This window comes from Streptomyces sp. NPDC059456, from assembly GCF_042750055.1.
In the GTDB taxonomy this organism is placed as follows: Bacteria; Actinomycetota; Actinomycetes; order Streptomycetales; family Streptomycetaceae; genus Streptomyces.
The window spans coordinates 1-18,819 of sequence record NZ_JBHYVA010000083.1 but is presented as its reverse complement, the minus strand read 5'-3'; the positions used below and the strand labels follow the sequence as shown (position 1 = coordinate 18,819).

22 protein-coding genes are annotated in these 18,819 nt (G+C 74.0%); 10 read left to right on the top strand and 12 right to left on the bottom strand.

What is annotated here, in order from left to right; genetic code table 11:
* Positions 1-80: 80 nt before the first annotated feature.
* Both ACFXA3_RS10675 and ACFXA3_RS10670 read right to left on the bottom strand, forming a co-directional pair.
* Complete coding sequence (locus tag ACFXA3_RS10675; RefSeq protein ID WP_385184795.1) at positions 81-833, bottom strand: hypothetical protein; 753 nt, start codon at positions 831-833, stop codon at positions 81-83.
* A 65-nt stretch (positions 834-898) separates the two neighbouring features.
* The gene (locus ACFXA3_RS10670; RefSeq protein ID WP_385184792.1) at positions 899-1,336 is read right to left on the bottom strand and encodes an SRPBCC family protein; all 438 of its coding nucleotides are present in this window, start codon (positions 1,334-1,336) and stop codon (positions 899-901) included.
* A 155-nt stretch (positions 1,337-1,491) separates the two neighbouring features.
* Between ACFXA3_RS10670 and ACFXA3_RS10665 the strand changes: the two genes are divergently transcribed.
* The gene (locus ACFXA3_RS10665) at positions 1,492-1,677 is read left to right on the top strand and encodes a DUF5999 family protein (protein ID WP_327282244.1); all 186 of its coding nucleotides are present in this window, start codon (positions 1,492-1,494) and stop codon (positions 1,675-1,677) included.
* A 144-nt stretch (positions 1,678-1,821) separates the two neighbouring features.
* On the opposite strand, the gene ACFXA3_RS10660 is transcribed toward ACFXA3_RS10665, so the two are convergent.
* Complete coding sequence (locus tag ACFXA3_RS10660; protein ID WP_385184789.1) at positions 1,822-3,924, bottom strand: ATP-binding protein; 2,103 nt, start codon at positions 3,922-3,924, stop codon at positions 1,822-1,824.
* An 84-nt stretch (positions 3,925-4,008) separates the two neighbouring features.
* Positions 4,009-4,965, bottom strand: a complete 957-nt coding sequence (locus ACFXA3_RS10655; protein WP_385184786.1) for a fibronectin type III domain-containing protein — start codon at positions 4,963-4,965, stop codon at positions 4,009-4,011.
* A gap of 334 nt (positions 4,966-5,299) precedes the next feature.
* Here ACFXA3_RS10655 and ACFXA3_RS10650 point away from each other — a divergent pair, with 334 nt between their 5' ends.
* Both ACFXA3_RS10650 and ACFXA3_RS10645 read left to right on the top strand, forming a co-directional pair.
* Positions 5,300-5,494, top strand: coding sequence for a hypothetical protein (locus ACFXA3_RS10650; RefSeq protein ID WP_385184782.1), 195 nt, complete (start codon positions 5,300-5,302; stop codon positions 5,492-5,494).
* 151 nt (positions 5,495-5,645) lie between these two features.
* A complete protein-coding gene (locus ACFXA3_RS10645) occupies positions 5,646-7,214 on the top strand; it encodes a hypothetical protein (protein ID WP_385184780.1) in 1,569 nt (522 codons plus the stop codon).
* A gap of 42 nt (positions 7,215-7,256) precedes the next feature.
* On the opposite strand, the gene ACFXA3_RS10640 is transcribed toward ACFXA3_RS10645, so the two are convergent.
* Together ACFXA3_RS10640 and ACFXA3_RS10635 are read right to left on the bottom strand one after the other, a co-directional pair.
* Positions 7,257-8,039: a cytochrome b/b6 domain-containing protein gene (locus tag ACFXA3_RS10640; RefSeq protein WP_385184801.1), complete on the bottom strand. Its 783-nt coding sequence runs from the start codon at positions 8,037-8,039 to the stop codon at positions 7,257-7,259.
* Between the two features lie 37 nt (positions 8,040-8,076).
* Complete coding sequence (locus ACFXA3_RS10635; protein WP_385184798.1) at positions 8,077-8,742, bottom strand: molybdopterin-dependent oxidoreductase; 666 nt, start codon at positions 8,740-8,742, stop codon at positions 8,077-8,079.
* A gap of 266 nt (positions 8,743-9,008) precedes the next feature.
* Between ACFXA3_RS10635 and ACFXA3_RS10630 the strand changes: the two genes are divergently transcribed.
* A complete protein-coding gene (locus tag ACFXA3_RS10630) occupies positions 9,009-10,244 on the top strand; it encodes an acyltransferase family protein (protein ID WP_385184777.1) in 1,236 nt (411 codons plus the stop codon).
* Here the strand turns inward: ACFXA3_RS10630 and ACFXA3_RS10625 are convergent.
* Positions 10,177-11,331 carry a sensor histidine kinase gene (locus ACFXA3_RS10625; protein WP_385184774.1) on the bottom strand — a complete coding sequence of 385 codons (1,155 nt, stop codon included), beginning with the start codon at positions 11,329-11,331 and terminating at the stop codon, positions 10,177-10,179. The genes ACFXA3_RS10630 and ACFXA3_RS10625 overlap by 68 nt on opposite strands.
* Positions 11,328-12,023 (bottom strand): response regulator, encoded by a 696-nt coding sequence (locus ACFXA3_RS10620; RefSeq protein WP_385184771.1) that lies wholly within the window; start codon positions 12,021-12,023, stop codon positions 11,328-11,330. Before ACFXA3_RS10620 ends, ACFXA3_RS10625 begins: the two co-directional genes overlap by 4 nt.
* Positions 12,024-12,427: 404 nt before the next feature.
* On the opposite strand from ACFXA3_RS10620, the gene ACFXA3_RS10615 reads away from it, so the two are divergent.
* Both ACFXA3_RS10615 and ACFXA3_RS10610 read left to right on the top strand, forming a co-directional pair.
* Complete coding sequence (locus ACFXA3_RS10615) at positions 12,428-12,805, top strand: hypothetical protein (protein WP_385184768.1); 378 nt, start codon at positions 12,428-12,430, stop codon at positions 12,803-12,805.
* 15 nt (positions 12,806-12,820) lie between these two features.
* Positions 12,821-13,033 (top strand): hypothetical protein, encoded by a 213-nt coding sequence (locus tag ACFXA3_RS10610; RefSeq protein WP_385184766.1) that lies wholly within the window; start codon positions 12,821-12,823, stop codon positions 13,031-13,033.
* Positions 13,034-13,174: 141 nt separating this feature from the next.
* Here ACFXA3_RS10610 and ACFXA3_RS10605 read toward each other — a convergent pair whose 3' ends face one another.
* Entirely contained in the window at positions 13,175-13,843 is a 669-nt protein-coding gene (locus ACFXA3_RS10605) for a DUF6445 family protein (protein ID WP_385184763.1), read from the bottom strand.
* 150 nt (positions 13,844-13,993) lie between these two features.
* Here ACFXA3_RS10605 and ACFXA3_RS10600 point away from each other — a divergent pair, with 150 nt between their 5' ends.
* A complete protein-coding gene (locus ACFXA3_RS10600; protein ID WP_385184761.1) occupies positions 13,994-14,653 on the top strand; it encodes a DUF2278 family protein in 660 nt (219 codons plus the stop codon).
* Between the two features lie 14 nt (positions 14,654-14,667).
* On the opposite strand, the gene ACFXA3_RS10595 is transcribed toward ACFXA3_RS10600, so the two are convergent.
* Together ACFXA3_RS10595 and ACFXA3_RS10590 are read right to left on the bottom strand one after the other, a co-directional pair.
* Positions 14,668-14,943, bottom strand: a complete 276-nt coding sequence (locus ACFXA3_RS10595) for a hypothetical protein (protein WP_385184758.1) — start codon at positions 14,941-14,943, stop codon at positions 14,668-14,670.
* Between the two features lie 130 nt (positions 14,944-15,073).
* Positions 15,074-15,460, bottom strand: coding sequence for a hypothetical protein (locus tag ACFXA3_RS10590; RefSeq protein WP_385184755.1), 387 nt, complete (start codon positions 15,458-15,460; stop codon positions 15,074-15,076).
* A gap of 176 nt (positions 15,461-15,636) precedes the next feature.
* On the opposite strand from ACFXA3_RS10590, the gene ACFXA3_RS10585 reads away from it, so the two are divergent.
* Genes ACFXA3_RS10585 through ACFXA3_RS10575 form a run of 3 tightly spaced genes read left to right on the top strand, consistent with a single transcriptional unit; the run spans position 15,637 to position 18,325 of the window.
* Positions 15,637-16,884: a sensor histidine kinase gene (locus ACFXA3_RS10585; protein ID WP_385184752.1), complete on the top strand. Its 1,248-nt coding sequence runs from the start codon at positions 15,637-15,639 to the stop codon at positions 16,882-16,884.
* On the top strand, positions 16,872-17,522 hold the full coding sequence (locus ACFXA3_RS10580; RefSeq protein ID WP_385184749.1) for a response regulator: 651 nt from the start codon (positions 16,872-16,874) through the stop codon (positions 17,520-17,522). The genes ACFXA3_RS10585 and ACFXA3_RS10580 overlap by 13 nt, the downstream gene beginning before the upstream one ends.
* Positions 17,519-18,325 (top strand): hypothetical protein, encoded by an 807-nt coding sequence (locus ACFXA3_RS10575; protein ID WP_385184745.1) that lies wholly within the window; start codon positions 17,519-17,521, stop codon positions 18,323-18,325. The genes ACFXA3_RS10580 and ACFXA3_RS10575 overlap by 4 nt, the downstream gene beginning before the upstream one ends.
* Positions 18,326-18,349: 24 nt before the next feature.
* Here the strand turns inward: ACFXA3_RS10575 and ACFXA3_RS10570 are convergent, their stop codons facing one another.
* Positions 18,350-18,670: an antibiotic biosynthesis monooxygenase family protein gene (locus ACFXA3_RS10570; protein WP_385184742.1), complete on the bottom strand. Its 321-nt coding sequence runs from the start codon at positions 18,668-18,670 to the stop codon at positions 18,350-18,352.
* Positions 18,671-18,819 lie beyond the last annotated feature (149 nt).

The following is an 18,819-nucleotide window of genomic DNA, read 5'->3' as shown; positions in this document are numbered from 1 at the left end:
GCGGGCCCGCGCCGGGGGGCGGGGGGCGGGGGGGGCGCCCGCGCCCGGGCGGGGGGGGGCGGGGGGGCCCCCCCGGCCTGTCAGCGCAGCGGTGTGAGGCAGGTGAGGTGGTTCCCGTCCTCGCTGTACTGCAGTTCGGCGAGGAAGTCGCGCGGGGCGCAGTCGCCGCCGGGCGCGTCCGCGGGCCGGGTGGCCCGGTACTGCGCGAGCGGCGAGCCACAGTCCGTGACCAGCAGTTTCTGGTCCTGCCAGTCGCCCTCGTTGCGCACGCACTGCCCCGTGATCAGCGCGGGCGGCTTGTCGTCCCCGGACAGCGTCAGGCCCAGCAGCAGGAGGGTGGGCGGCGTGAAGGCGAGGAGCACGGCCGCCACGAGGAAGACCAGCGCCGGCGGGCGCCGCCACAGCGCCTTGCCCGGGTCCAGGGTGGGCAGGATGGCGCCCGCCGGGGGAGCGAGCCGCAGGAAGCGCGCCCGGGCGCCGAAGTTCAGCAGCAGGGTGACGGGCGTGATGAACACCGACAGCGGGCCCCACCAGCCCTGCCACAGCGTGTCCGCGGACATCCTGCGGTAGGTCGCGAGCCCGCAGTCGCGGCAGAACGGCCCCTCCTGGCGCAGGAACCGCATCAGGACGAGCATGCCCTGGTGCCCCCGTACGGTGGCCCGCGCCGCCGGCTCGGCCCCGCACAGGCGGCAGCCGACCGGGGCGCCCGCCGCCGGGTGGGGGCCGTACGGGCCCCACTGCTGCGGCACCGGGTACGGGCCGTGGGGGCCGCCCTGCTGCGGGGCGTACGGGTGGTACGGGCCGGCGCCGTGCTGCGGTGGCGGAGTGGCCACGGTTTCTCCTCGGTCTCGCGGTGATCGACGGGTGCTCGATGATCACGGCACCCTAGCCCGCGCCGTCACCCCCGCAGCAGCCGGGCGAGGGCCCGCGCGAACAGGAGCCGGCCGGCCGCCGCGACCAGCGGGTCGAAGCGACGGCCCAGCCCGCGCACGTGCAGTTCCTCGCGCCACTCCACCACCGATCCGCCGGCCGGACCGGGGCGGACCCCGATCTCCGCCCAGCCCGTGACCGCGCGGCCGCGCTTCTCCAGCCGGACCAGCCCCGGCGAGGCGTCGGCCGGGGGCCGCCAGAGCGCGACTTCCATGGGGTCGTCGAACGTGATCCTCCCCACTCCCGTGCGCGCCGTGAAGCGCGTTCCGACGCGCGTGGGCGGCGCCGTCCCGATGATCGTCCGCGTGAGCGGGACCTGTGCGCCGTGCCGTTCCCAGTCCGTGACCCGCCGCCAGGCCTCGGCGGGCGGTAGGGGGGTTCGGTGAACGATCCGGATACCGGGCATGAGCGCATGGTAAGCGGGCATACACACCCTGAACTGGACCCCCGATATGGGTTCCGTCCGGGGGCGGCGATCAGTAATACTCACCGCCACCGTGGATCGCGGATTCGACCGGGTGACCACCGGCCCTCCCGCCCCACTCTGCGAGGAGGTGCGCCATGTGCTCCCACCAGCCCCCCTGCCCGTCCGCCGACGACGCCGATCACGACGCCGCCCGCACCGTGGCCTTCCGCCCCGAACAGGGCTGGAGTCTGCTCTGCAACGGCCTGGTGATCTTCGATGACACCGGTGAGCTGCTCCCCGACGGCCGTGCGGTGGAACCCCGCCGCCCGGCCCTGGTCTGAGCGAGGAGGCCGCATGCGCCAGCAGCTGATCCGCAAGCCCGTCCCCAAGCCCGCACCCCGAGACCTGGACCTGCGCACACCGTCGGGCAGACCCCTCCCGTACTGACGGGAGCCCCGACGTTACGCCGCCCCACCGGCCGGAATTCAGCCGGTGGGCGCTGCGGTCCCGCCCAGGAAAGCTGCCTCGTAGGCAGCGTCCCCGATCGCCGCGCGGGCCTGCCGCTCGCCCTGGTCCCGCAGGGCCGTCAGCGAGGGTGAGCCCATCTGCGGCCTGCCGACGGTGCGCCACCAGGCGTGCCCGGTGCCCAGCAGCCGGGCCGCGAGTTCGCCGTCGCCCAGGGCCGCCACCGCCGCCGCGAGGACGTCCAGGCCCAGTGCGATGCCGAACCGGTCGCCGAGCAGCCGCTTGCCGGAGAGCATCGCCCGTACGTGCCGTGCCGCCTCACCGTGGTGGCCGAGCCCGAGCGCCGCGACGGCCAGCACGTAGTCCGCGTACGCCCGCAGCCAGCGCTCGCCCAGCTCGGCGCAGGCTTCCCGCAGTCCCCGCGCCTCCTCGGCGGCCTCCTCGAAGCGCCCCAGGTCGCACAGGGCGTAGCCGGTGGCCAGCCGGCACAGGAGCCAGCCCGGCCCGCTGCTCCGGCCACCGTGCCCGGCCCGCGCCCGGGGGCCCGCCAGCTCCAGCGCCCGTACGGGGTCCCCGGGCATCAGCACCGACACCGCGTGCAGGTACGCCGCGCGCAGCTCCGGCTCGGGATCCGCCAGCCGGGCCGCCGCGCGGGTGCATTCGTCGCCCAGCTCGAGGGCCGCGTCCATGTCCCCCTGGAGCAGGGCGGTCAGCCCGAGGGCCCACAGCGCCTGGGTGTACGCGGCGCCCGTGCCCGGAGCCGTGCGCAGGGCCCGCTCGAGGAACCCTCGGCCTTCGTGCACGTGTCCGCACGAGAACCAGAAGAACCACAGGGCCCCGGCCATGTCGAGCGCGGCCGCCGGATCGGCGCCGAGGAGGTGCTCCAGTGCCGTCCGCAGCTGGGCGTGCTCGGCGGTCATCCTGCGGTACCAGTCCACCTGTTCCGGGCTCAGCCACCCCCGGTCGGCGGCCTGGCTGAGCGCCGCGTACCAGTGGGCGTGCCGGTCGGCGACGGTCTGCACCTCGCCGAGCTCGGCCAGCCAGTCGTGGCCGTACTCGCGGATGGTGTCCAGCATCCGGTAGCGGGCGCCCGCGCCCCGCTCCACGGAGCGCCGCACGACGGACTTCGCGACCAGGCCCGAGAGCACCCGCTCGACGCGGGAGGCCGGCAGCGGACCGCCCGCGCACACCGCCCGGGCCGCGGCGACGTCGAAGTCCCCCGTGAAGACGGACAGCCGGGCCCACAGCAGCCGTTCCACCGGTTCGCACAGCTCGTGGCTCCAGCCGATCGCGGTCCGCATCGTCCGGTGCCGGTGCTGGAGGACGGGCCGGGTGTCGGACAGCACGGCGAAGCGGGCGCCGAGGCGCTGCGCCATCTGCTCCAGGGTCCACAACCGCAGCCGGGCCCCGGCGAGTTCCAGGGCCAGCGGGATCCCGTCGAGGCGGCGGCACACCTCGGCCGCGAGACCGGCCCGCCCGGGGTCGGCGAAGGCGGCGGCGGCCTGCGGGGACGCGGCGACCGCATGGGCGCGGAACAGGGCGAGGGCATCGCTGTCGGGCCCGTCGCAGGGCAGCGGGCAGACCTCGACGACCCTCTCGCAGGGGCTGGCGAGCGGTTCCCGGGAGGTGATCAGGATCGTCAGTCCGGGTGCGGACTGCAGGAGTTCACCCACGAGGTGGCGGCATTCGGCCACCATGTGCTCGCAGGTGTCGAGGACGAGGAGCAGTTCCCTGTCGGCCATCCACGCGCACAGCTCCTCGTCCAGGGGGCGGGAGGAGTGGTCGGCGAGTCCGACGGCGTGGGCGACGGTCGTCGTGAGCAGGCCGGGGTCGCGCAGGGGCGAGAGGGCCACCCACCAGACCCCGTCCGGCCGGGCCTGCTCGGGGTCGCCCGCGGCCCGCAGCGCGAGGCGCGACTTGCCGACGCCGCCCACCCCGGTCAGGGTGATCAGCCGGCGGGAGCGCAACAGGCAGTGGAGTTCCGCGAGTTCGTTCTCACGGCCGATGAAGCCCCCCGGATCGGGCGGCAGGTTCCCCGGGGGGACGGCGGGTTCCGACTCGGAATCTTCGTCGGATTCCGCGGAATCCGGGTGGTCTGTGTTGAACGCGTACTCACCGAACACGGATGTATTGTGCGCGATCTTCTCGTTCGGCCGTGCCGTTCCGTCCGGATTGCTGTCACGTTGCCGGGACGCCCGCCGCACGCCTCAGGGCACGAGTAGGATGCCGCGCTCCGCCGAGAAGGCCCCCCAGTTGCCGTCGGGCAGCCGGGCGCGGAGCTTGAGCGTCCACCGCGTGCCGGCCGGTTCGGTCACCGTGAGCCGGTACTCCACCCGGGCGGCCCCGGAGGGGGGCACGGCGCCGGCGCCGAACTGGATGACGGTGACGGGCCTTCCGTTGACGTGGAGTTCGTACTCGGCGGTCGGGCGGCCGGTGTCCGGGGCCGTCCAGGTCAGGGTGACGGCGCCGGGGGAGGCGGTCGCGGTGAGCTCGGTGGGCGCGGTGCCCGGTCCCTGCCCGGCGGAGGGCGGGGTGGTCACCTCCACCGGCGGGCCGTCGGGGGAGGAGTTGTCCGCTCCGTCGCGGGCCCGGACGGTGAAGGTGTAGACGGTGTCCGGCTGGAGGCCGGTCAGGGTGGTGGCGCTCTCGCCGGGACCGGCCGTGTGGATGCGGACGCCGCCCTGGTAGACGTCGTACGCGGTGACGCCGGTGTCGTCGCTCGCCGCGGACCAGGACAGGGTGGCGGCCCGGGGGCCGTCCGCGCGGCCCGTCGTGCGGGCCGGGGCGGTGGGGGCCCGGTGGTCCTCGGCCTTGGCCGCCGGGGTGGTGGCCGCGGCGGACGCGCTCGGGCCGGAGGTGTTCCCGGCGGCGTCCCGGGCCCGGACCGTGAAGGCGTAGGCGGTCTGCGGGGTGAGGCCGGTGATGTCCACCATCGTCTTGTCGGCGGGCAGTTCGCGCACCAGCCGCCCCGCCTGGAACACCTGGTAGTTGGTCACTCCGTCGGCCGGGGCCGCCGCCTGCCACATGACGTGCACGGACGTGGCGCTGCCGGCCTGTGCGGTGATCCCGGCCGGCGCCGCCGGGGGCCTGGTGTCGGCCGATGAGCAGGCGGCGAGCCCGGCCGCGGTCAGGCAGAGGGCGAGCAGGGGGGCGGTGCGTCGCACGGGGGGCCTTCCTCGGGCTTCCGCTTCCTCGTGAATGGTCTAGACATATATGGCACGGGTGCGGGCGGCGCGGCAAGGCCTGTGCACGGCCTGCGCACCGCGGGCTCCCACGTCCGGCCGATGTGACCGGATTCGTCTCCTTCCGGCCACGCCGCGCCGCAACGCGCCCGTCCGGTCCGCGCCCTGGTACCGCGCCCGCGCCGACCGGTCCGCGACGAGATCGTCAAGCACCGATCGCCCGTCACGGACGGTCAACACCCGTACGGCGGACACGGGTTTCGCCCGAAGGCACCCCCTCCTGCGCCACGATGGGCGGCGCCCTCAGGAGGTAACGATGGTGATCTCGCTCTCCCTTGTCGTCCTGCTCCTCACCCTCGCGTGGATCTTCATGCGCAGCGGCGGCCTCAAGTTCTCCCACGCGCTCGTCTGCGTGCTGCTCGGCTTCTACCTCGCGAGCAGCAGCATGGCGGCGACCATCCACGACGGGCTGTCGGCCACGGCCGACGTGGTCTCGGCCCTGCGCCCGTAGGCGGCCGGGAGGCCCGCCCTGACCGACTGTTGCGCCTTCATGAATCATCCCGCTCTTCCATGGACTCCTCAGGCCGGGCGATCTAGCGTCTGGCGGCGGCGCGACGTCATACGCACTGTCAATAAAACTGAAGGGAATGGAGGAACTCCGGATGTTCCGAAGAGCACTGAACTGCGCCGTGGTCCCCGCCCTCATCGTCTTCACCGCGATGTACGGGATCTCCCCGGCCCAGGCCGAGTCGATACCCCAGGCCCCCGGCCACCGCCTGGTCAGCCACTACGACGGCGCCCCCGCGGCCCCCGCCCCGCTGCCCGGCGAAGCCCCGCCCCAGCACCCCTTCCTCGCGCCCAACGGCCGCAGCGGCATGCACTCCGACGCCGGGGGCAGCGCCACCTCCCCGTGGTCCGGGCCGCTCGGCCGGAACCCGCAGGTGACCAGCGAGAAGATCGCGGCCCTGGGCGGCGAGTGCGCCACCGCCACCTTCGACGCGGGCGGCCGGCTGGTCACCGTCTGCGGCACCTTCACCGGCTTCAAGGTCAAGCTCCTGGACCCCCGTACGCTGGCCACGCTCGCGGAACACCAGCTCCCGCAGCGTTCCTCGACGGTCGAGGCGATCACCTCCCTCGACTTCTCGAAGATCTTCAAGGACACCTCGGGCGGCGCCTACTTCTACCTGGACGACCAGGACCGGGCCGTCCTCGCCGACTCGCGCCAGCACATCCTGCGCCTCTCGCACGCCCAGCGCCCTGACGGCAGCTGGACGTTCGCCGTCGACGACGACTGGGACCTCACCGGCCAGGTCCCGCACGACTGCGTCACCTGGACCAACCTGCGGCCCAGCGGCACCTGCGACCCCGTGACCTCCGTGATGCCCGACTGGGACGGCCGCATCTGGTGGGTCACCCGCCAGGGACGCGTGGGCACCGTGGACCCGCGGACCGCGCAGATCCGCTCGATCCGGCTCCCGGGCGAGGAGATCCAGAACTCCTTCTCGGTCGCCCGGGACGGTGTGTCGATCGTCTCCGACCACGCCCTCTACGGTTTCCGCGCCGCCGCCGACGGCACCCCCGAAGTGCAGTGGCGCCAGACCTACGACCGCGGTACGGGAACCAAACCCGGCTCCGTGAACCAGGGTTCGGGCACCACCCCGGACCTCTTCGGCGACGGCTACGTCGCCATCACCGACAACGCGGACGACCGGATGAACGTCCTGGTCTACCGGCGGGGCACGGACGTCCCGGCCGACCGGCGGCTGGTCTGCACGGTGCCGGTGTTCGGCAGCGGCGCCTCGACCACCGACAACTCCCTGATCACCTGGGGCAACAGCATCGTCGTCGAGAACAACTACGGCTACGAGAACCTCACCAGCCTGCTGCTCGGCAAGTCGGTCGTCGGCGGGGTCAGCCGGATCGACGTCCGCGCCGACGGCAGCGGCTGCGACACGGTGTGGCAGAGCGCGATCCGCTCGCCCTCCGTCGTTCCGAAGCTCTCCACCGGGAACGGGCTGCTCTACTTCTACGAGAAGGAGCCCAACGCCTGGGGGATCGACGCCTGGTACCTCACGGCGGTGGACTTCCGTACCGGTGAGCGCCGCTGGCGGCAGCTGACCGGCACCGGGCCGCTGTACGACAACAACTGGGCACCGATCACCCTCGGCCCCGACGGCACCGCGTACGTCGGTGTCTTCAACGGCATCGTCGCCGTGCGCGACCGCGGCTGACGCCGAACGGCCTCCGCGGGGCCGGCGGCCGGCTCCGCGGGGTCATCCCCCGTGCGTCTCGGCCGGCCCGGCCGGTGCAGGCTGCTCGGTCTGCTCGGTCTGCTCGGTCTGCTCGGGCTGCTCGGGCTGCCACAGCGGGTGCTCGCGCTCCGCCCAGGCCCGGCCGACGGAGCCGGTGCGCAGCCCGCGGCGCGCCTCCGGGTCGGCCAGGGCCTTGCCGATGTGCGCGGCGAGCACGAGACCGACGGCAAGGGCCAGCCAGTCGTGGACGAAGACGGCGGCGGTGCGCTGCACGAGGGGGACCAGGCCGGTCCACCACATGAGCGCGCCGGTGCCCGTCATCACCAGCACCGCCCCGGCCAGCCAGCCCGCGTACACCTTCTGCCCGGCGTTGAACTTCCCGGCGGGCCGCGCGGTGACGCGGTCGCGCCGCAGGGCGGCCCGCAGCCAGACCCGGTCGTGCGGCCCGAAGCGGCCCAGGCGCCGCAGGTCGGCGCGGAAGGCCCGCGAGGCGAGCCCCAGCAGGAACGGCACGGCGAGCAGCAGGCCGGACCAGACGTGCACGGTGACGACCAGGTGCCGGCGGCCGACGAGTTCGGCGAGCGCGGGCAGGTACAGGCAGGCGGCCGAGGCGACGCACAGGCCCATCAGCGCGGCCGTGGCCCGGTGGATCCACCGCTCGGCAGGGCTGAACCGGCGGACGCGCCCGGAACGCCGCGGTGCGGCCTTCGACGGTGCGGCCCCGGGCGGCGCGGATCCGGAGGGTGCGGATCTGGAGGGTGCGGATCCGGAGGGTGCGGATCCGGAGGGTGCGGCCTCGGGCAGTGCGGGTCCGGAGGATGCCGGTCCGGACTGCGCGGGCTCAGACGGTCGGGGCATCGTCGCGTCCGTTCGACCGGCCGACCCAGGCGTCGACGTCGTAGCCGAGGCGCTCCCAGTAGCCGGGTTCGACGTCACGGGTGACGGTGATGCCGGAGAGCCACTTCGCCGACTTGTAGAAGTACATGGGGGCGACGTACAGCCGGACCGGACCGCCGTGCGCATGGCCCAGCGGTTCGTCCTGCATGCGCAGCGCCACCATGACGTCGTCCCGGCGGGCCTGGGGGAGGGTCAGGCTCTCGGTGTACGTGCCGTCGAAGCAGCTGAAGCGCACGGCCCGGGCCTGCGGCCGCACCCCCGCGGCGTCGAGCAGCCGCGCCAGCGGCACTCCCTCGAAGGGGGTGCCGGGCACCCGCCAGCCGGTGACGCACTGGACGTCCCGTACCACCCGGGTCTGCGGAAGCCGCCGCAGCGCGTCGAGGGTGTACGTCGTCGGGCGCTCGACCAGGCCGTCCACGGTGAGCCGGTAGTTCTCGGGGCCGCGCTCGGGGACGGAGGAGGCCACCGAGTAGTAGCGGAACCCGCCGCCGTTCGGCAGCAGGCCGGTGAGGCCGGTGGGGTCCTTGTCGGCGGCGGCGCCGAGGAACGCCTCGAAGCCGCCCTGCAGGTACGGGGCGGTGACCAGCCCGGCCGCACCGAGCCCGACCATGCCGAGGACGAGGCGGCGTCCGATCGGTGTGCCGTGGCCGTCGGGGTCGGGGTCAGGCCGCCGGGGCGGGGGTGCGGGTGCAGGTGCGGTGCTCACGGGCCGATTCGACCACCGCCGGCGCCCCCGCACCAGGCCCGGGGGCCGTTCGTCAGACTTCCGTCACACCTCGTCCGGCGGGCCAGGGGGGCCGTCGGGGGTGCCCGGTAGGGTGCCGGTTGATCAAATCTGTTCATCAGACAGTCACCCAGGAAAGCGGCCACCACGGTATGAGCGCGTCGAGAGCCATCGGACACCCCGGGCCGGGGGCCGTGCCGGGCGACGGCGCCCGCCTGGCCGCCCTGGACGGCGTCCGGATCGTCGCCGCACTGGCCGTCCTGTGCTACCACTACCTGGCGCTCGACAGCGGCTGGGGAGAACCGGCCGCCTCCGTCTTCCCCGTCGCGAGCGCCTGCGCCGCGTACGGCTGGCTGGGCGTCGAGATCTTCTTCGTCGTCAGCGGGTTCGTCATCTGCATGAGCGCCTGGGACCGCGGAGTGGGCGAGTTCGCCGCCTCCCGCATCTCACGCCTCTTTCCCGCCTACTGGGCGGCCGTCCTGTTCACGGCCGGCGTCCTGTTCGCCTGGCCGGAGGTGCGCGGGGTCAAGGCGTTCAGCGACGTCGTGGTGAACCTGTCGATGCTCCAGGGCGGCATGAAGGTGCCGCACATCGACGACGCTTACTGGACCCTCTTCGTCGAGCTGAAGTTCTACGCCCTGTTCGCGCTGGTCGTGGTGCGCGGTGTCACCTACCGCAACTGCGTGCTCTTCTGCACGGTCTGGACCGTGGCCGGCGTGGTGGCGCCCACCGCCGGCAGCGGACTGCTGTCCTTCTTCGCGATCCCGACGTTCTCGCCGTACTTCATCGCCGGGATCGCCTTCCACCTCATGCGCCGGTTCGGGCCCAATGCCGTCCTGTGGGGCATCGCCGGCCTCCAGTTCGTCCTCGCGCAGAGCTACGTCCAGGGCCGCATGATCAGCAACCTGGGGCGCGGCGTCGCCGCGCACACACCGCTCTGGCCGGCCCACACCGTCATCGCCTGCGGGTTCCTCGTCATGGCCGGGATCGCCCTCGGTGCCTTCGACCGCGTCCGGTGGCGCTGGCTGCGGCACGCGGGAGCGCTGACCTATCCGCTGTACCTGATCCACATGATGGCCGGGCTGACGTTCATCCACCACTTCCGCCACGACGTGCGGCCCGTCCCCCTCGTCCTGGGCGTGACCGCGTTCATGGTGGTGCTCGCCTGGCTCGTCCACCGGCTGATAGAGCGTCCCCTGGGCCGCCGGCTGCGCACCGGCCTGCGGCGCGCCGTGCACGACATCCGCCGGATGTCCGCGCAACCGGTACGGGTCCCCGCGGTCCCGGCCCAGGCGGCGGCACCCGGGGCGGAACGCATCGTCACGTGGGCGGGGCCGGGTAGCGGGCACGCAGAAGGTAGCCGCCGTCATCCGTGGGGCCGGCGGTGAGGGTGCCGCCTGCCAGCCGTGCGCGTTCGCGCAGGCCGGTCAGGCCGTAACCGCTGCAAGGGAGTTCGGGACGCGGCACGTGGGCCGCGGAGGGCCCGTTGTGGACGTCGAGGTGCAACTGACGGCCGGTGTCGTACAGCCGGACCGCTATGGGGGCGCCGGGCGCGTGCTTGCGGGCGTTGGTCAGGCTCTCCTGGACCGTACGGAACACCGCGCCGTGGACGGCGTCGGGCCAGCGGGCGGCCAGGGGGCCGGCGATCGGTGTCTCCAGAGTGAGCTCGACGTCGAGGTGGCTGTCGTTGACGAGCTGGGGCACGTCGCGCAGCCTGGGCTCGGGGAGCCGGCCGCCGGTGGTGCCGGCGCCGGCCCGCAGGACACCGAGCATCTGGCGCAGTTCGGCCAGGGTGTCGGCCGCGAGCCTGCGCAGGGCCGCGGCCGTACCGCGGACCTCGGGGTCGGTGGTGGTGAGCTGGAGGGCGGCGCTCTGCACGCTGATCAGGCTGACCCGGTGGGCGACGGTGTCGTGCATGTCGCGGGCCAGCCGTGCGCGTTCGGTCGCCAGCACCTGCTCGGCCAGCAGGGTGCGTTCACGTTCGCGCACCGCTTCGAGGTCGGTCAGCCGGACGGCGAGCTCGGCCCGGGCCCGGTTCAACGCGCCGAGCAGGACCGGCGGAACCAGCGACCACAGGAAGGCGATGACGTGGATGACGTTCGACGGGAGGCCGGAGTCCAGGGTCAGGCGGTGCGCGGTCGTCTGCCGGACGACGGTGAAGGCGAGCGCGCACGCGGGCGCCACCCAGCGGCGGTCGGCGGCCAGCGCGACCGGATAGAGGGCGGCCACCGACGCGTAGCAGGTGCCGGCGTACAGGCAGGACAGCGCGGCGAAGAAGACCGGCAGGGGAAAGCGGTGCGCGGCGAGCATGACGAGCGGGACCACCACCAGGATCACCGTCTCCACCACGGGACAGGCGGTGTCGGCCCGGAACAGGTGGTACGCGCCGGACCAGCAATGGGATGCGGAACCGCCGACCCCGAACAGGAGCCAGACCAGCCGCTGGAACCGCCCCGTCGTGCGACCGCCCGTCACGCCCCGTCTCCGCGGGGATCCGGGCCGGTCCGCGCGTCCAGGAGGCCCGCGCGTTCGGCGAGCACCGCCGCCTGGGCGCGGTTGGTCCGCCCGAGCTTGGCCATCAGAGCGCTGACGTGGTCCTTCGCCGTGCTGGGAGCGACGTGCAGGCGACGGGCTATCTGCGCGTTGGTCAGCCCATGGCCGAGCAGCACCAGAGCGGCGCGTTCCCGGGCCGTCAGCGCCGCCACCAGGGCCGCCGACTCGGCTGTCCCGGCGGTGCGGGCGAGGTAGCCGTCGACGACGGCCGGGGTCACCGATGACGACAGCGGCCGCTTCCCGGCGGCCAGCCCGTGCACCTCACGCACCAGTTGCTCGGGCTCGGTGTCCTTGAGCAGGTAGCCCGCCGCTCCCTGGTGCAGTGCCGTCCGTACGTAGTCGTCGTAGCCGAACGCGGTCAGCATGGCCACCACCGGCGGTCGGGGCAGTGCGCGCAGTGCATCCAGCACGGCGAGGCCGTCCATGCCGGGCATCTGGATGTCGAGCAGCACGATGTCCGGCTGCAGACGGCCGACGGTCTCCAGCGCGGCGGGTCCGTCGCAGGTGCCCACCACGGCGATGCCGGGGGAACTCGACAGGATCATCTGCAGCCCGGAACGCATCAGTGCCTCGTCGTCGACCAGCACGACGCGCAGCGCGCTCCCTCCCTGCATACCGCCCACGGTCGGCCTCTCGGAGAAATGTCGACTAATGGGAGGTGATTGTAAAGGAATACTTCCAAACTATTCGCAGGTCAGGGAGGGGTGGCTGAGGTCCCCTCCGATCGGCGGGGGTGCCCCGCCGGGCTCGGCCGCGGCCCCCTCCGGGGAACGGGGCCGGCAGCGGGTTCCCCGTGCCCGCGGTGCACGGCCCCGTCCGGGCGGCCACCCCCCGAGCGGAGGTGGGGCGGCTCCGAACATCGGATGTCCGGGCGTCATCTCCCCGGCGACAGTGGAGGAGTTGACCGACACCCCGGACGGGCCGGCCAGCCGGTCCCGGTCCCGGGTGCGAGTGCACAGGGGACCGGCCAGGGGGTCACGGCCCGTCCGACCGATCAGAAAGCAGCACGGCACACCACATGAACACCCACTTCCGCCGCACCGCCGCCCTCGCCCTGACGCCCGTTCTCCTGACCGGAGCCCTGATCGCAGGCACCGGCACCGCCCTGGCCGACACTCCGTCAAACCCCGCGGCGGGCAAGGCCGCCACCGTCGCCCAGGTGGACCCGATCGGCGAACGCCGCTCGATGTGCATGTGGAAGAAGGACAAGAACGACTGCCAGTCCCTCATCGCGAGCAAGAAGATGACCGACATGGTCAAGAACTGCCTGATCAAGGCGGGGATAGGCGGCGCGGGCGCTCTGGTCGTCGGCCGCGTCAACAAGGAAGTGGCCGAGAAGATCGCCACCAGTGTGGTCGCCGCCGGCGTCACGGGCTGCCTGACCTCACTCGTCTGACCCGGAGCCGACCTCATGCTCAAGCCCGTCCTCATGACCGCCGCACTGGCCGTCGCGCTGATCGTGGCCGACCGGCTCCTGGCCTCCACCTGGGCCCAGTGGTCGGCCACGTTCGTCCTCTGTGGGGGCTACGCCCTGGGCCTCTCCACCACGCGGGCGGCGAAGGGAACCGGCGCGACGGGACCGGCTGCCGACGGGGAAGGGGACCCGCACCACGGCGGTCGGTGAACCGCCCCCGCCAGGACGGCGCGGGGATTCTCCCCGCCCCTCACACTCCGGCCGTCGCCGTCCCCTCACGCGGCGGCGGCCGGGCCCGAACCCGCCCGAGCCGTCCGCGACGCGCGCGGGACGGCAGCGCGTGTTGTCGTGCTAGGCCTTCCAGAAGAAGACGGCCGTCATGCGCTTCTCCTCCAGGGTCTTGCCCCAGTAGCCGGTGGCGCTGTGGATCAGGTTCGCGGAGTAGAGCAGCAGCCGGTTGGCGCGGTGGGGGACCCGTACGTCCTCGGTGAAGGCGTCCGGGGAGACGAAGCGGGTGCCGAGCGCGTCGACCAGGTTGTTGTGCGGCGCGATCACCTGGTTGCCGCCCAGGGCGCCGCCGGGCAGGCTCTGGCGGTAGAAGCTGGTCCCGCAGTCCTTCGGCACGCCCGGGTTGAGGTAGAGCACGGCGGCGTAGCGGCACAGGCTCCGCGAGTCGGTGTGCGGACGGGGCTCGGATTCGCCCTCGCCGACGACCTGGACGCAGTTGTGGTTGAACGTACCGCCGCCCGCCGGCCGTTCGGACCAGATCCTCGGGGCTCCGGTCGACTTGCGCACCAGCCGTTCCACCAGGGCCAGTTCATCCGGCTCCAGACCCGGCATGGCACGCAGTCCCGGCCAGCTCTCGGGCTTGTGCGGGTATCCCTCGGTCCAGTCGTCCTTGGCCAGGCAGCGCTCCCGTACGGCGGCCGGGTCCGGCAGTACGTCGTCCAGGACCCAGTAGTCGCGCCCGCGGGTCGGCTTGCGGTACGGGAGGACCGGGAGGGGAGGAGGTAGGGGCATGGGAGGGACCGTAGCCACCGGGCCCGGGGCGGCTCGCTCCGCAAGGAGTCAACGTTCCGTCAAGTGTTCGCCATGGGTGGGGGATCGTGCGGACACGCCCGCGGGCGCGCGGCGCCCGCCGCCGGGCGGGGCGGGTGGTTCACTGGCGGCATGCCGCTCGAAAACTACGGAGTGCTGTCCGGAACCCTGCACCGCCACTTCCGCGACCGGCCCGACGACCAGGGCCGCTGGTTCCACGTCCACCTGGAGGTCGACGCACCGGCCGGCCGCTACGCGTGCGCCGTCGACGTGGACAGCAAGCAGTCCGCGACCGGCGTCCAGTGGAAGGTCTTCACCCTGCACGCCTCGGTGCTCGACCCCGTCGCCTCGCCGGCCCCCGGGTACCACGACCTCGCCCGCACCTCCGGATCGGGCGCGCTCGACTACCTCCGGCACCCCGCGCTCGCGGACCGCCCCGGCTGTCTGCTGGGCGGCCACCCGCCGCAGTGGGTCCAGCGGATCCTGGACCGGCTGAAGCCGCCCCGGCCCTGGATGACGGGCTCGTACCTGGAGGCCTCCCAGGCCCTGGAGCCGATCCTCGTCCCGGGCCGGCGGGTCCTGGTCTTCGGCGAGCCGTTCGACGAGGGGCTCGGCATGCACAACATCCACCAGAACCAGGGCGACCCCTACGGCAGCCAGTGGTGGCCGGACAACGGCATCTGGCAGGACGGGGCCACACTGACGCGCCGCCCCGACGGCCTCTTCGACGTCTTCGTCTCCAGGTTCTCCACCCAGAGGGAACCCACCGATGCCGACGGCCACCCGGTCTGACGTGCGGCGGTCCCCTAATGGGCCGCGCGGCAGGCGCCGGACGCGACGTCCGCGGAGTAGCCGATCGCCTGGAGGCTCGCGGCGCAGCTGGTCTGGTTGCCGATCTGCCCCTCGTAGCACGCCTGCCCCACGCCGTCCTTGACCTGCTTGCCGTGCTGTGCGACGTACTGTTCGCACTGCTGGACGCTGGTGGGGGCGGCCGCGCCGGCGGGCGGGGCGGCGAAGAAGGCGCCACCTGCGGCGAGGACGAAACCGGCGAGGATGCCGGGGATACGGGCCGACGGACGCATGCGGATGCACCTGCTCTCTCGGTCGGTCACGCGGCCCGCCGGTGCGCCGGACCACGGGCGGGGCGGCGCGGCGCGGGCACTCCCGGGGGAGGGGCCGGCTCGGCGCATCGGTCACCCCGCCCTTCCGACGCTAGAACACCGGGCGGCGGGCCGCCACCGCCGCGCAGACCGCCGCGAGCGGCAGCTCCGCGCACACGGCCAGGGCCACGGCCGTAGCCCGGGCGCCGCCGCCGGTCGCGGTCGTCACGTCGAACCAGGCGTCCACCACCAGCAGCGCCGCCGTCGCCGCGGCCAGCGACGCCGCCCGCGGATCGCGGCGCCCGAGCAGCAGCCCCGTGCCGGTCAGCCCGGCGGCCAGCAGGGCGTCCAGCCCGATCCAGGCGGTGGCCCAGTTCGAGACCTCCGCGCTCTGCGGCAGCGTCCTCGCCAGCACCGCCATCCACGGCAGCAGCGCCACCCCGGCGCCGGTGAGCAGCGTGGCCGGACGGGGCATGCGGTGCGGGGCGACGAGCGTCATGGCGGTGGATCTCCTTCCGGTCCGGCGGTCCGTCCCCCGGTACGACGACCACTCTGGTCGCGCGCCGGACCGGAATCAGTAGCGGCACCGTCCGAACCGGGGGTGGCACTGGCTACACCACCGGGCGGGCACCAGCGTGGTGGAGCGGCCCCGAACAGTGCGATTACCGTACGGGCATGGGACTTTCAGGGGCGCTGCGGCGTACCACACGCCGACTCGCCGACCACGCGCCCTGGTCCGCGCGGGCCTGGCGGAACACCGCCTTCACGGCCGCCGCGATCCCGATGGCCCTGCCCGCCGCGGCCGCCTTCGCGTACACGGCGGCGGCGCCGGGACGGGCCGCTCCCGCCCTCCTCGCGGTGCTGCTCCTCGGCCCGCTGTTCACCCTGCTCCAGCGCAGCAGGTTCCGGGAGCTGCTGGAGCGGGAGATACCGGCCGTCGTCCACGAGCACCGGCCGTTGAGCCCGCGGGGACTGCTCGAACGGCTGCGCTCCGAGTCGACCTGGCGGCAGTACGTCTACCACCTGCTGGTCAGCCCGCTCGCGGGCGTCGGCGGCGCGCTGATCGTCCTCGCCTGGGCGTCCGGGGCCGCCTGCGCCTCCGTGTACGCCTGGGCCTGGATGCTCCCCGTCGAGGAGCGCGGCATGGGGTGGACCCGGGACTACGACGTGATCACCGTGTGCGGCGGCCTGCTGCTGCTCGCCACCCCCTGGCTCGCCGCCGCCCTCGCCCGGGTCGACGCCTTCGTCGCGGCCGCGCTCCTCGGGCCCAACCGGGCCAGGGAACTGGAACGCCGGGTCGAGGACCTCGCCGAGAGCCGGGCCGGCGTCCTCGACGCCGCCGACCTCGAACGCCGCAGGATCGAAAGGGACTTGCACGACGGCGCCCAGCAGCGCCTGGTCGCCCTCGCCATGAACCTCGGCATCGCCCGCGCCACGCTGACCGATCTGCCGCCCGAGGCGAAGGCCGTGATCGACGAGGCCCACCGCGAGGCCAAGGAGGCGATCGAGGAGCTCGGCAACCTGGTGCGCGGCCTGCATCCGGCGGTCCTGGAGGACAGGGGACTCGACGCGGCCCTCTCCGGGATCGCGGCCCGGGCGCCCCTGCCCGTCGAACTGACCGTGGACCTCGCGCACCGGCCCGGACCCACCGTCGAGGCCGTCGCCTACTTCGTCGTCTCCGAGGCCCTCGCCAACGTCGCCAAGCACGCCAGGGCCGCCCGCTGCCGCGTGGAGGTCCGGCGCGACGCCGACCTGCTGCGCGTCACCGTCACCGACGACGGGGTCGGCGGCGCGGACCCGGCCGGGGGCACCGGGCTGGTGGGCCTGCGCAAACGCGTAGGGTCGGTCGACGGAAGCATGCTGATCAACAGCCCCCTCGGGGGCCCGACCGTCGTGACTGTGGAGCTGCCGTGCGGGCTGTGATCGCCGAGGATTCGGTGCTGCTGCGAATAGGGCTGGTCAAGGTCCTCGAAATGGCCGGATTCGAGGTGGCCGCCGAGACGGGGGACGCCGAGGCCCTGCTGGCCGCCGTCTGCGAACACCGGCCGGACCTCGCCCTGGTCGACGTCCGGATGCCCCCGGGCTTCACCGACGAGGGCGTGCGCGCGGCCCTGATGATCCGCCAGGAGTGGCCGGGCACCGCGGTCCTGCTGCTCTCGCAGTACGTGGAGGAGCGCTACGCCGCCGACCTGCTGACGGGCCGGGCGGGCGGCGTCGGGTACCTGCTCAAACAACGGGTCGCCGATGTGGAGGAGTTCATCGACGCCGTCAAGCGGGTCGCGGCCGGAGGCACCGCCCTCGACCCGCAGGTCGTCTCGCAGCTGCTGCTGCGCCGCGGGGGCGCCGACCCGCTGGAACGGCTCACCCCGCGCGAGCGCGAGGTGCTCGCCCTGATGGCCGAGGGGCGCTCCAACGCGGGGATCGCGGCCGGGCTCGTCATCAGCGAGAGCGCGGTCGCCAAGCACATCAACAACATCCTCGCCAAGCTCGACCTGCCGCAGGCCGACGGTGACCACCGGCGGGTCCTCGCGGTCCTGCGGTTCCTGGACGGCGTCTCGTGAGCGGCGCCGCCGGCCCGGCCCGGTGGCGTCCGCAGCGGGTGGCGTGGACCGTGGCCGCCGCCCTGGGCGCGGTGCTCGTCGTCGTTCCGGCCGCCTGGCAGGGCTGGGCGTACGCGTCCACCGAGCACGGCACGCTGAGCGGAGCCAGCGGCGAACGGGCGGTGTCCGCCGTGGAGATCGAGGCGGGCGGCGCCGACGTGCGCGTCACGCCCCGCTCCGACGGGCAGGTGGTCTACCGGGCCGACGTGCGCTGGTCGCTGACCGCCCCGCGGATCGAGGAGAGCTGGCTCGGCGACACCCTGAAGCTGACGCCGCGCTGCCCGGAGGCCGGAGCCCTCGTGGAATCCGGCCTGGGCTGCTCGGTCGACCTGGACGTCACCGTGCCCGCCAGCATCCCGGTCAAGGTGACGGCGGGCTCCGGCACGGTGTCCGTCAGCGGGCTCGCCGGCGCCGTCGACGCCGAGGTCGGTGCCGGGCAGCTGCTGCTCACCGCGCTGCGCGGACCGCTGCGGGCGAGCGTCGGCTCCGGCTCCCTCGAAGCCTCCGGGCTCACCTCGCCGCAGGCGGACCTCCGGGCGGGGGCGGGCTACGCCGTCGCGCGCTTCGCCGCCCCGCCGGACCGGGTCACCGCCTGGGCGGGCGCGGGGCGGATCCGGCTGACCGTGCCGACGGCCACCCGCTTGCGGGTGACGGCCCGGGCGGGGACGGGCCGCTGCGACGTCGCGCCCGGACTGCACGACCCCGCGGCGCCGGGCCGGCTGGACATCTCGGCGGACTCGGGCCGTGCCGACGCGGGCTACTGAGGGTCCACCCGGGCAGGACACCCCCTAAGGCCGGGGCCGGACGTCGGCGGCGAGGACGTAGCCGCCCGCGTCGACGTCGTCGCACAGCGCGCGGCACTCGCCGAAGAGCTCGTGGAAATCGGGTTTGCGCTGCCAGATGCCGATGGCCTCCGGGTCCCGCCAGGACGCGAAGGAGACGAAGTGCGCGGGGTCGGCCGTGTCACGGACCAGGCGGGCGGAGAGGAAGCCGCCGACCGCCGCATCGGTCCAGGTCATGAAGGCGGTCCAGCGTTCGATGAACTCGTCCTCCCGGCCCTCCGACACGTGCCAGTTCCCCGCGGTCCAGTACCGGTCGCTCTCGGACATGACCCACCACCTCGGCGTGCGGCCCCTCCACCAGGCTAGCCGCGTACTCGCCGGTCACCAGCCGGGGCGGCCACCGGCGGGGTGCGGGGGCGCGGGAGGGTGTCAGGCCCGGGGGGGGCCCCCGGAGGGGCGGCCCCCGCCCCCGGGGT

Excerpts from the sequence above, each read along its gene's own strand:
- ACFXA3_RS10670 (WP_385184792.1), bottom strand. The coding sequence starts at position 1,336 with ATGCCCGGTATCCGGATCGTTCACCGAACCCCCCTACCGCCCGCCGAG.
- ACFXA3_RS10665 (WP_327282244.1), top strand. The coding sequence starts at position 1,492 with ATGTGCTCCCACCAGCCCCCCTGCCCGTCCGCCGACGACGCCGATCAC.
- ACFXA3_RS10650 (WP_385184782.1), top strand. The coding sequence starts at position 5,300 with ATGGTGATCTCGCTCTCCCTTGTCGTCCTGCTCCTCACCCTCGCGTGG.
- ACFXA3_RS10645 (WP_385184780.1), top strand. The coding sequence starts at position 5,646 with ATGTTCCGAAGAGCACTGAACTGCGCCGTGGTCCCCGCCCTCATCGTC.
- ACFXA3_RS10635 (WP_385184798.1), bottom strand. The coding sequence starts at position 8,742 with ATGGTCGGGCTCGGTGCGGCCGGGCTGGTCACCGCCCCGTACCTGCAG.
- ACFXA3_RS10630 (WP_385184777.1), top strand. The coding sequence starts at position 9,009 with ATGAGCGCGTCGAGAGCCATCGGACACCCCGGGCCGGGGGCCGTGCCG.
- ACFXA3_RS10620 (WP_385184771.1), bottom strand. The coding sequence starts at position 12,023 with ATGCAGGGAGGGAGCGCGCTGCGCGTCGTGCTGGTCGACGACGAGGCA.
- ACFXA3_RS10615 (WP_385184768.1), top strand. The coding sequence starts at position 12,428 with ATGAACACCCACTTCCGCCGCACCGCCGCCCTCGCCCTGACGCCCGTT.
- ACFXA3_RS10610 (WP_385184766.1), top strand. The coding sequence starts at position 12,821 with ATGCTCAAGCCCGTCCTCATGACCGCCGCACTGGCCGTCGCGCTGATC.
- ACFXA3_RS10605 (WP_385184763.1), bottom strand. The coding sequence starts at position 13,843 with ATGCCCCTACCTCCTCCCCTCCCGGTCCTCCCGTACCGCAAGCCGACC.
- ACFXA3_RS10600 (WP_385184761.1), top strand. The coding sequence starts at position 13,994 with ATGCCGCTCGAAAACTACGGAGTGCTGTCCGGAACCCTGCACCGCCAC.
- ACFXA3_RS10595 (WP_385184758.1), bottom strand. The coding sequence starts at position 14,943 with ATGCGTCCGTCGGCCCGTATCCCCGGCATCCTCGCCGGTTTCGTCCTC.
- ACFXA3_RS10590 (WP_385184755.1), bottom strand. The coding sequence starts at position 15,460 with ATGACGCTCGTCGCCCCGCACCGCATGCCCCGTCCGGCCACGCTGCTC.
- ACFXA3_RS10585 (WP_385184752.1), top strand. The coding sequence starts at position 15,637 with ATGGGACTTTCAGGGGCGCTGCGGCGTACCACACGCCGACTCGCCGAC.
- ACFXA3_RS10570 (WP_385184742.1), bottom strand. The coding sequence starts at position 18,670 with ATGTCCGAGAGCGACCGGTACTGGACCGCGGGGAACTGGCACGTGTCG.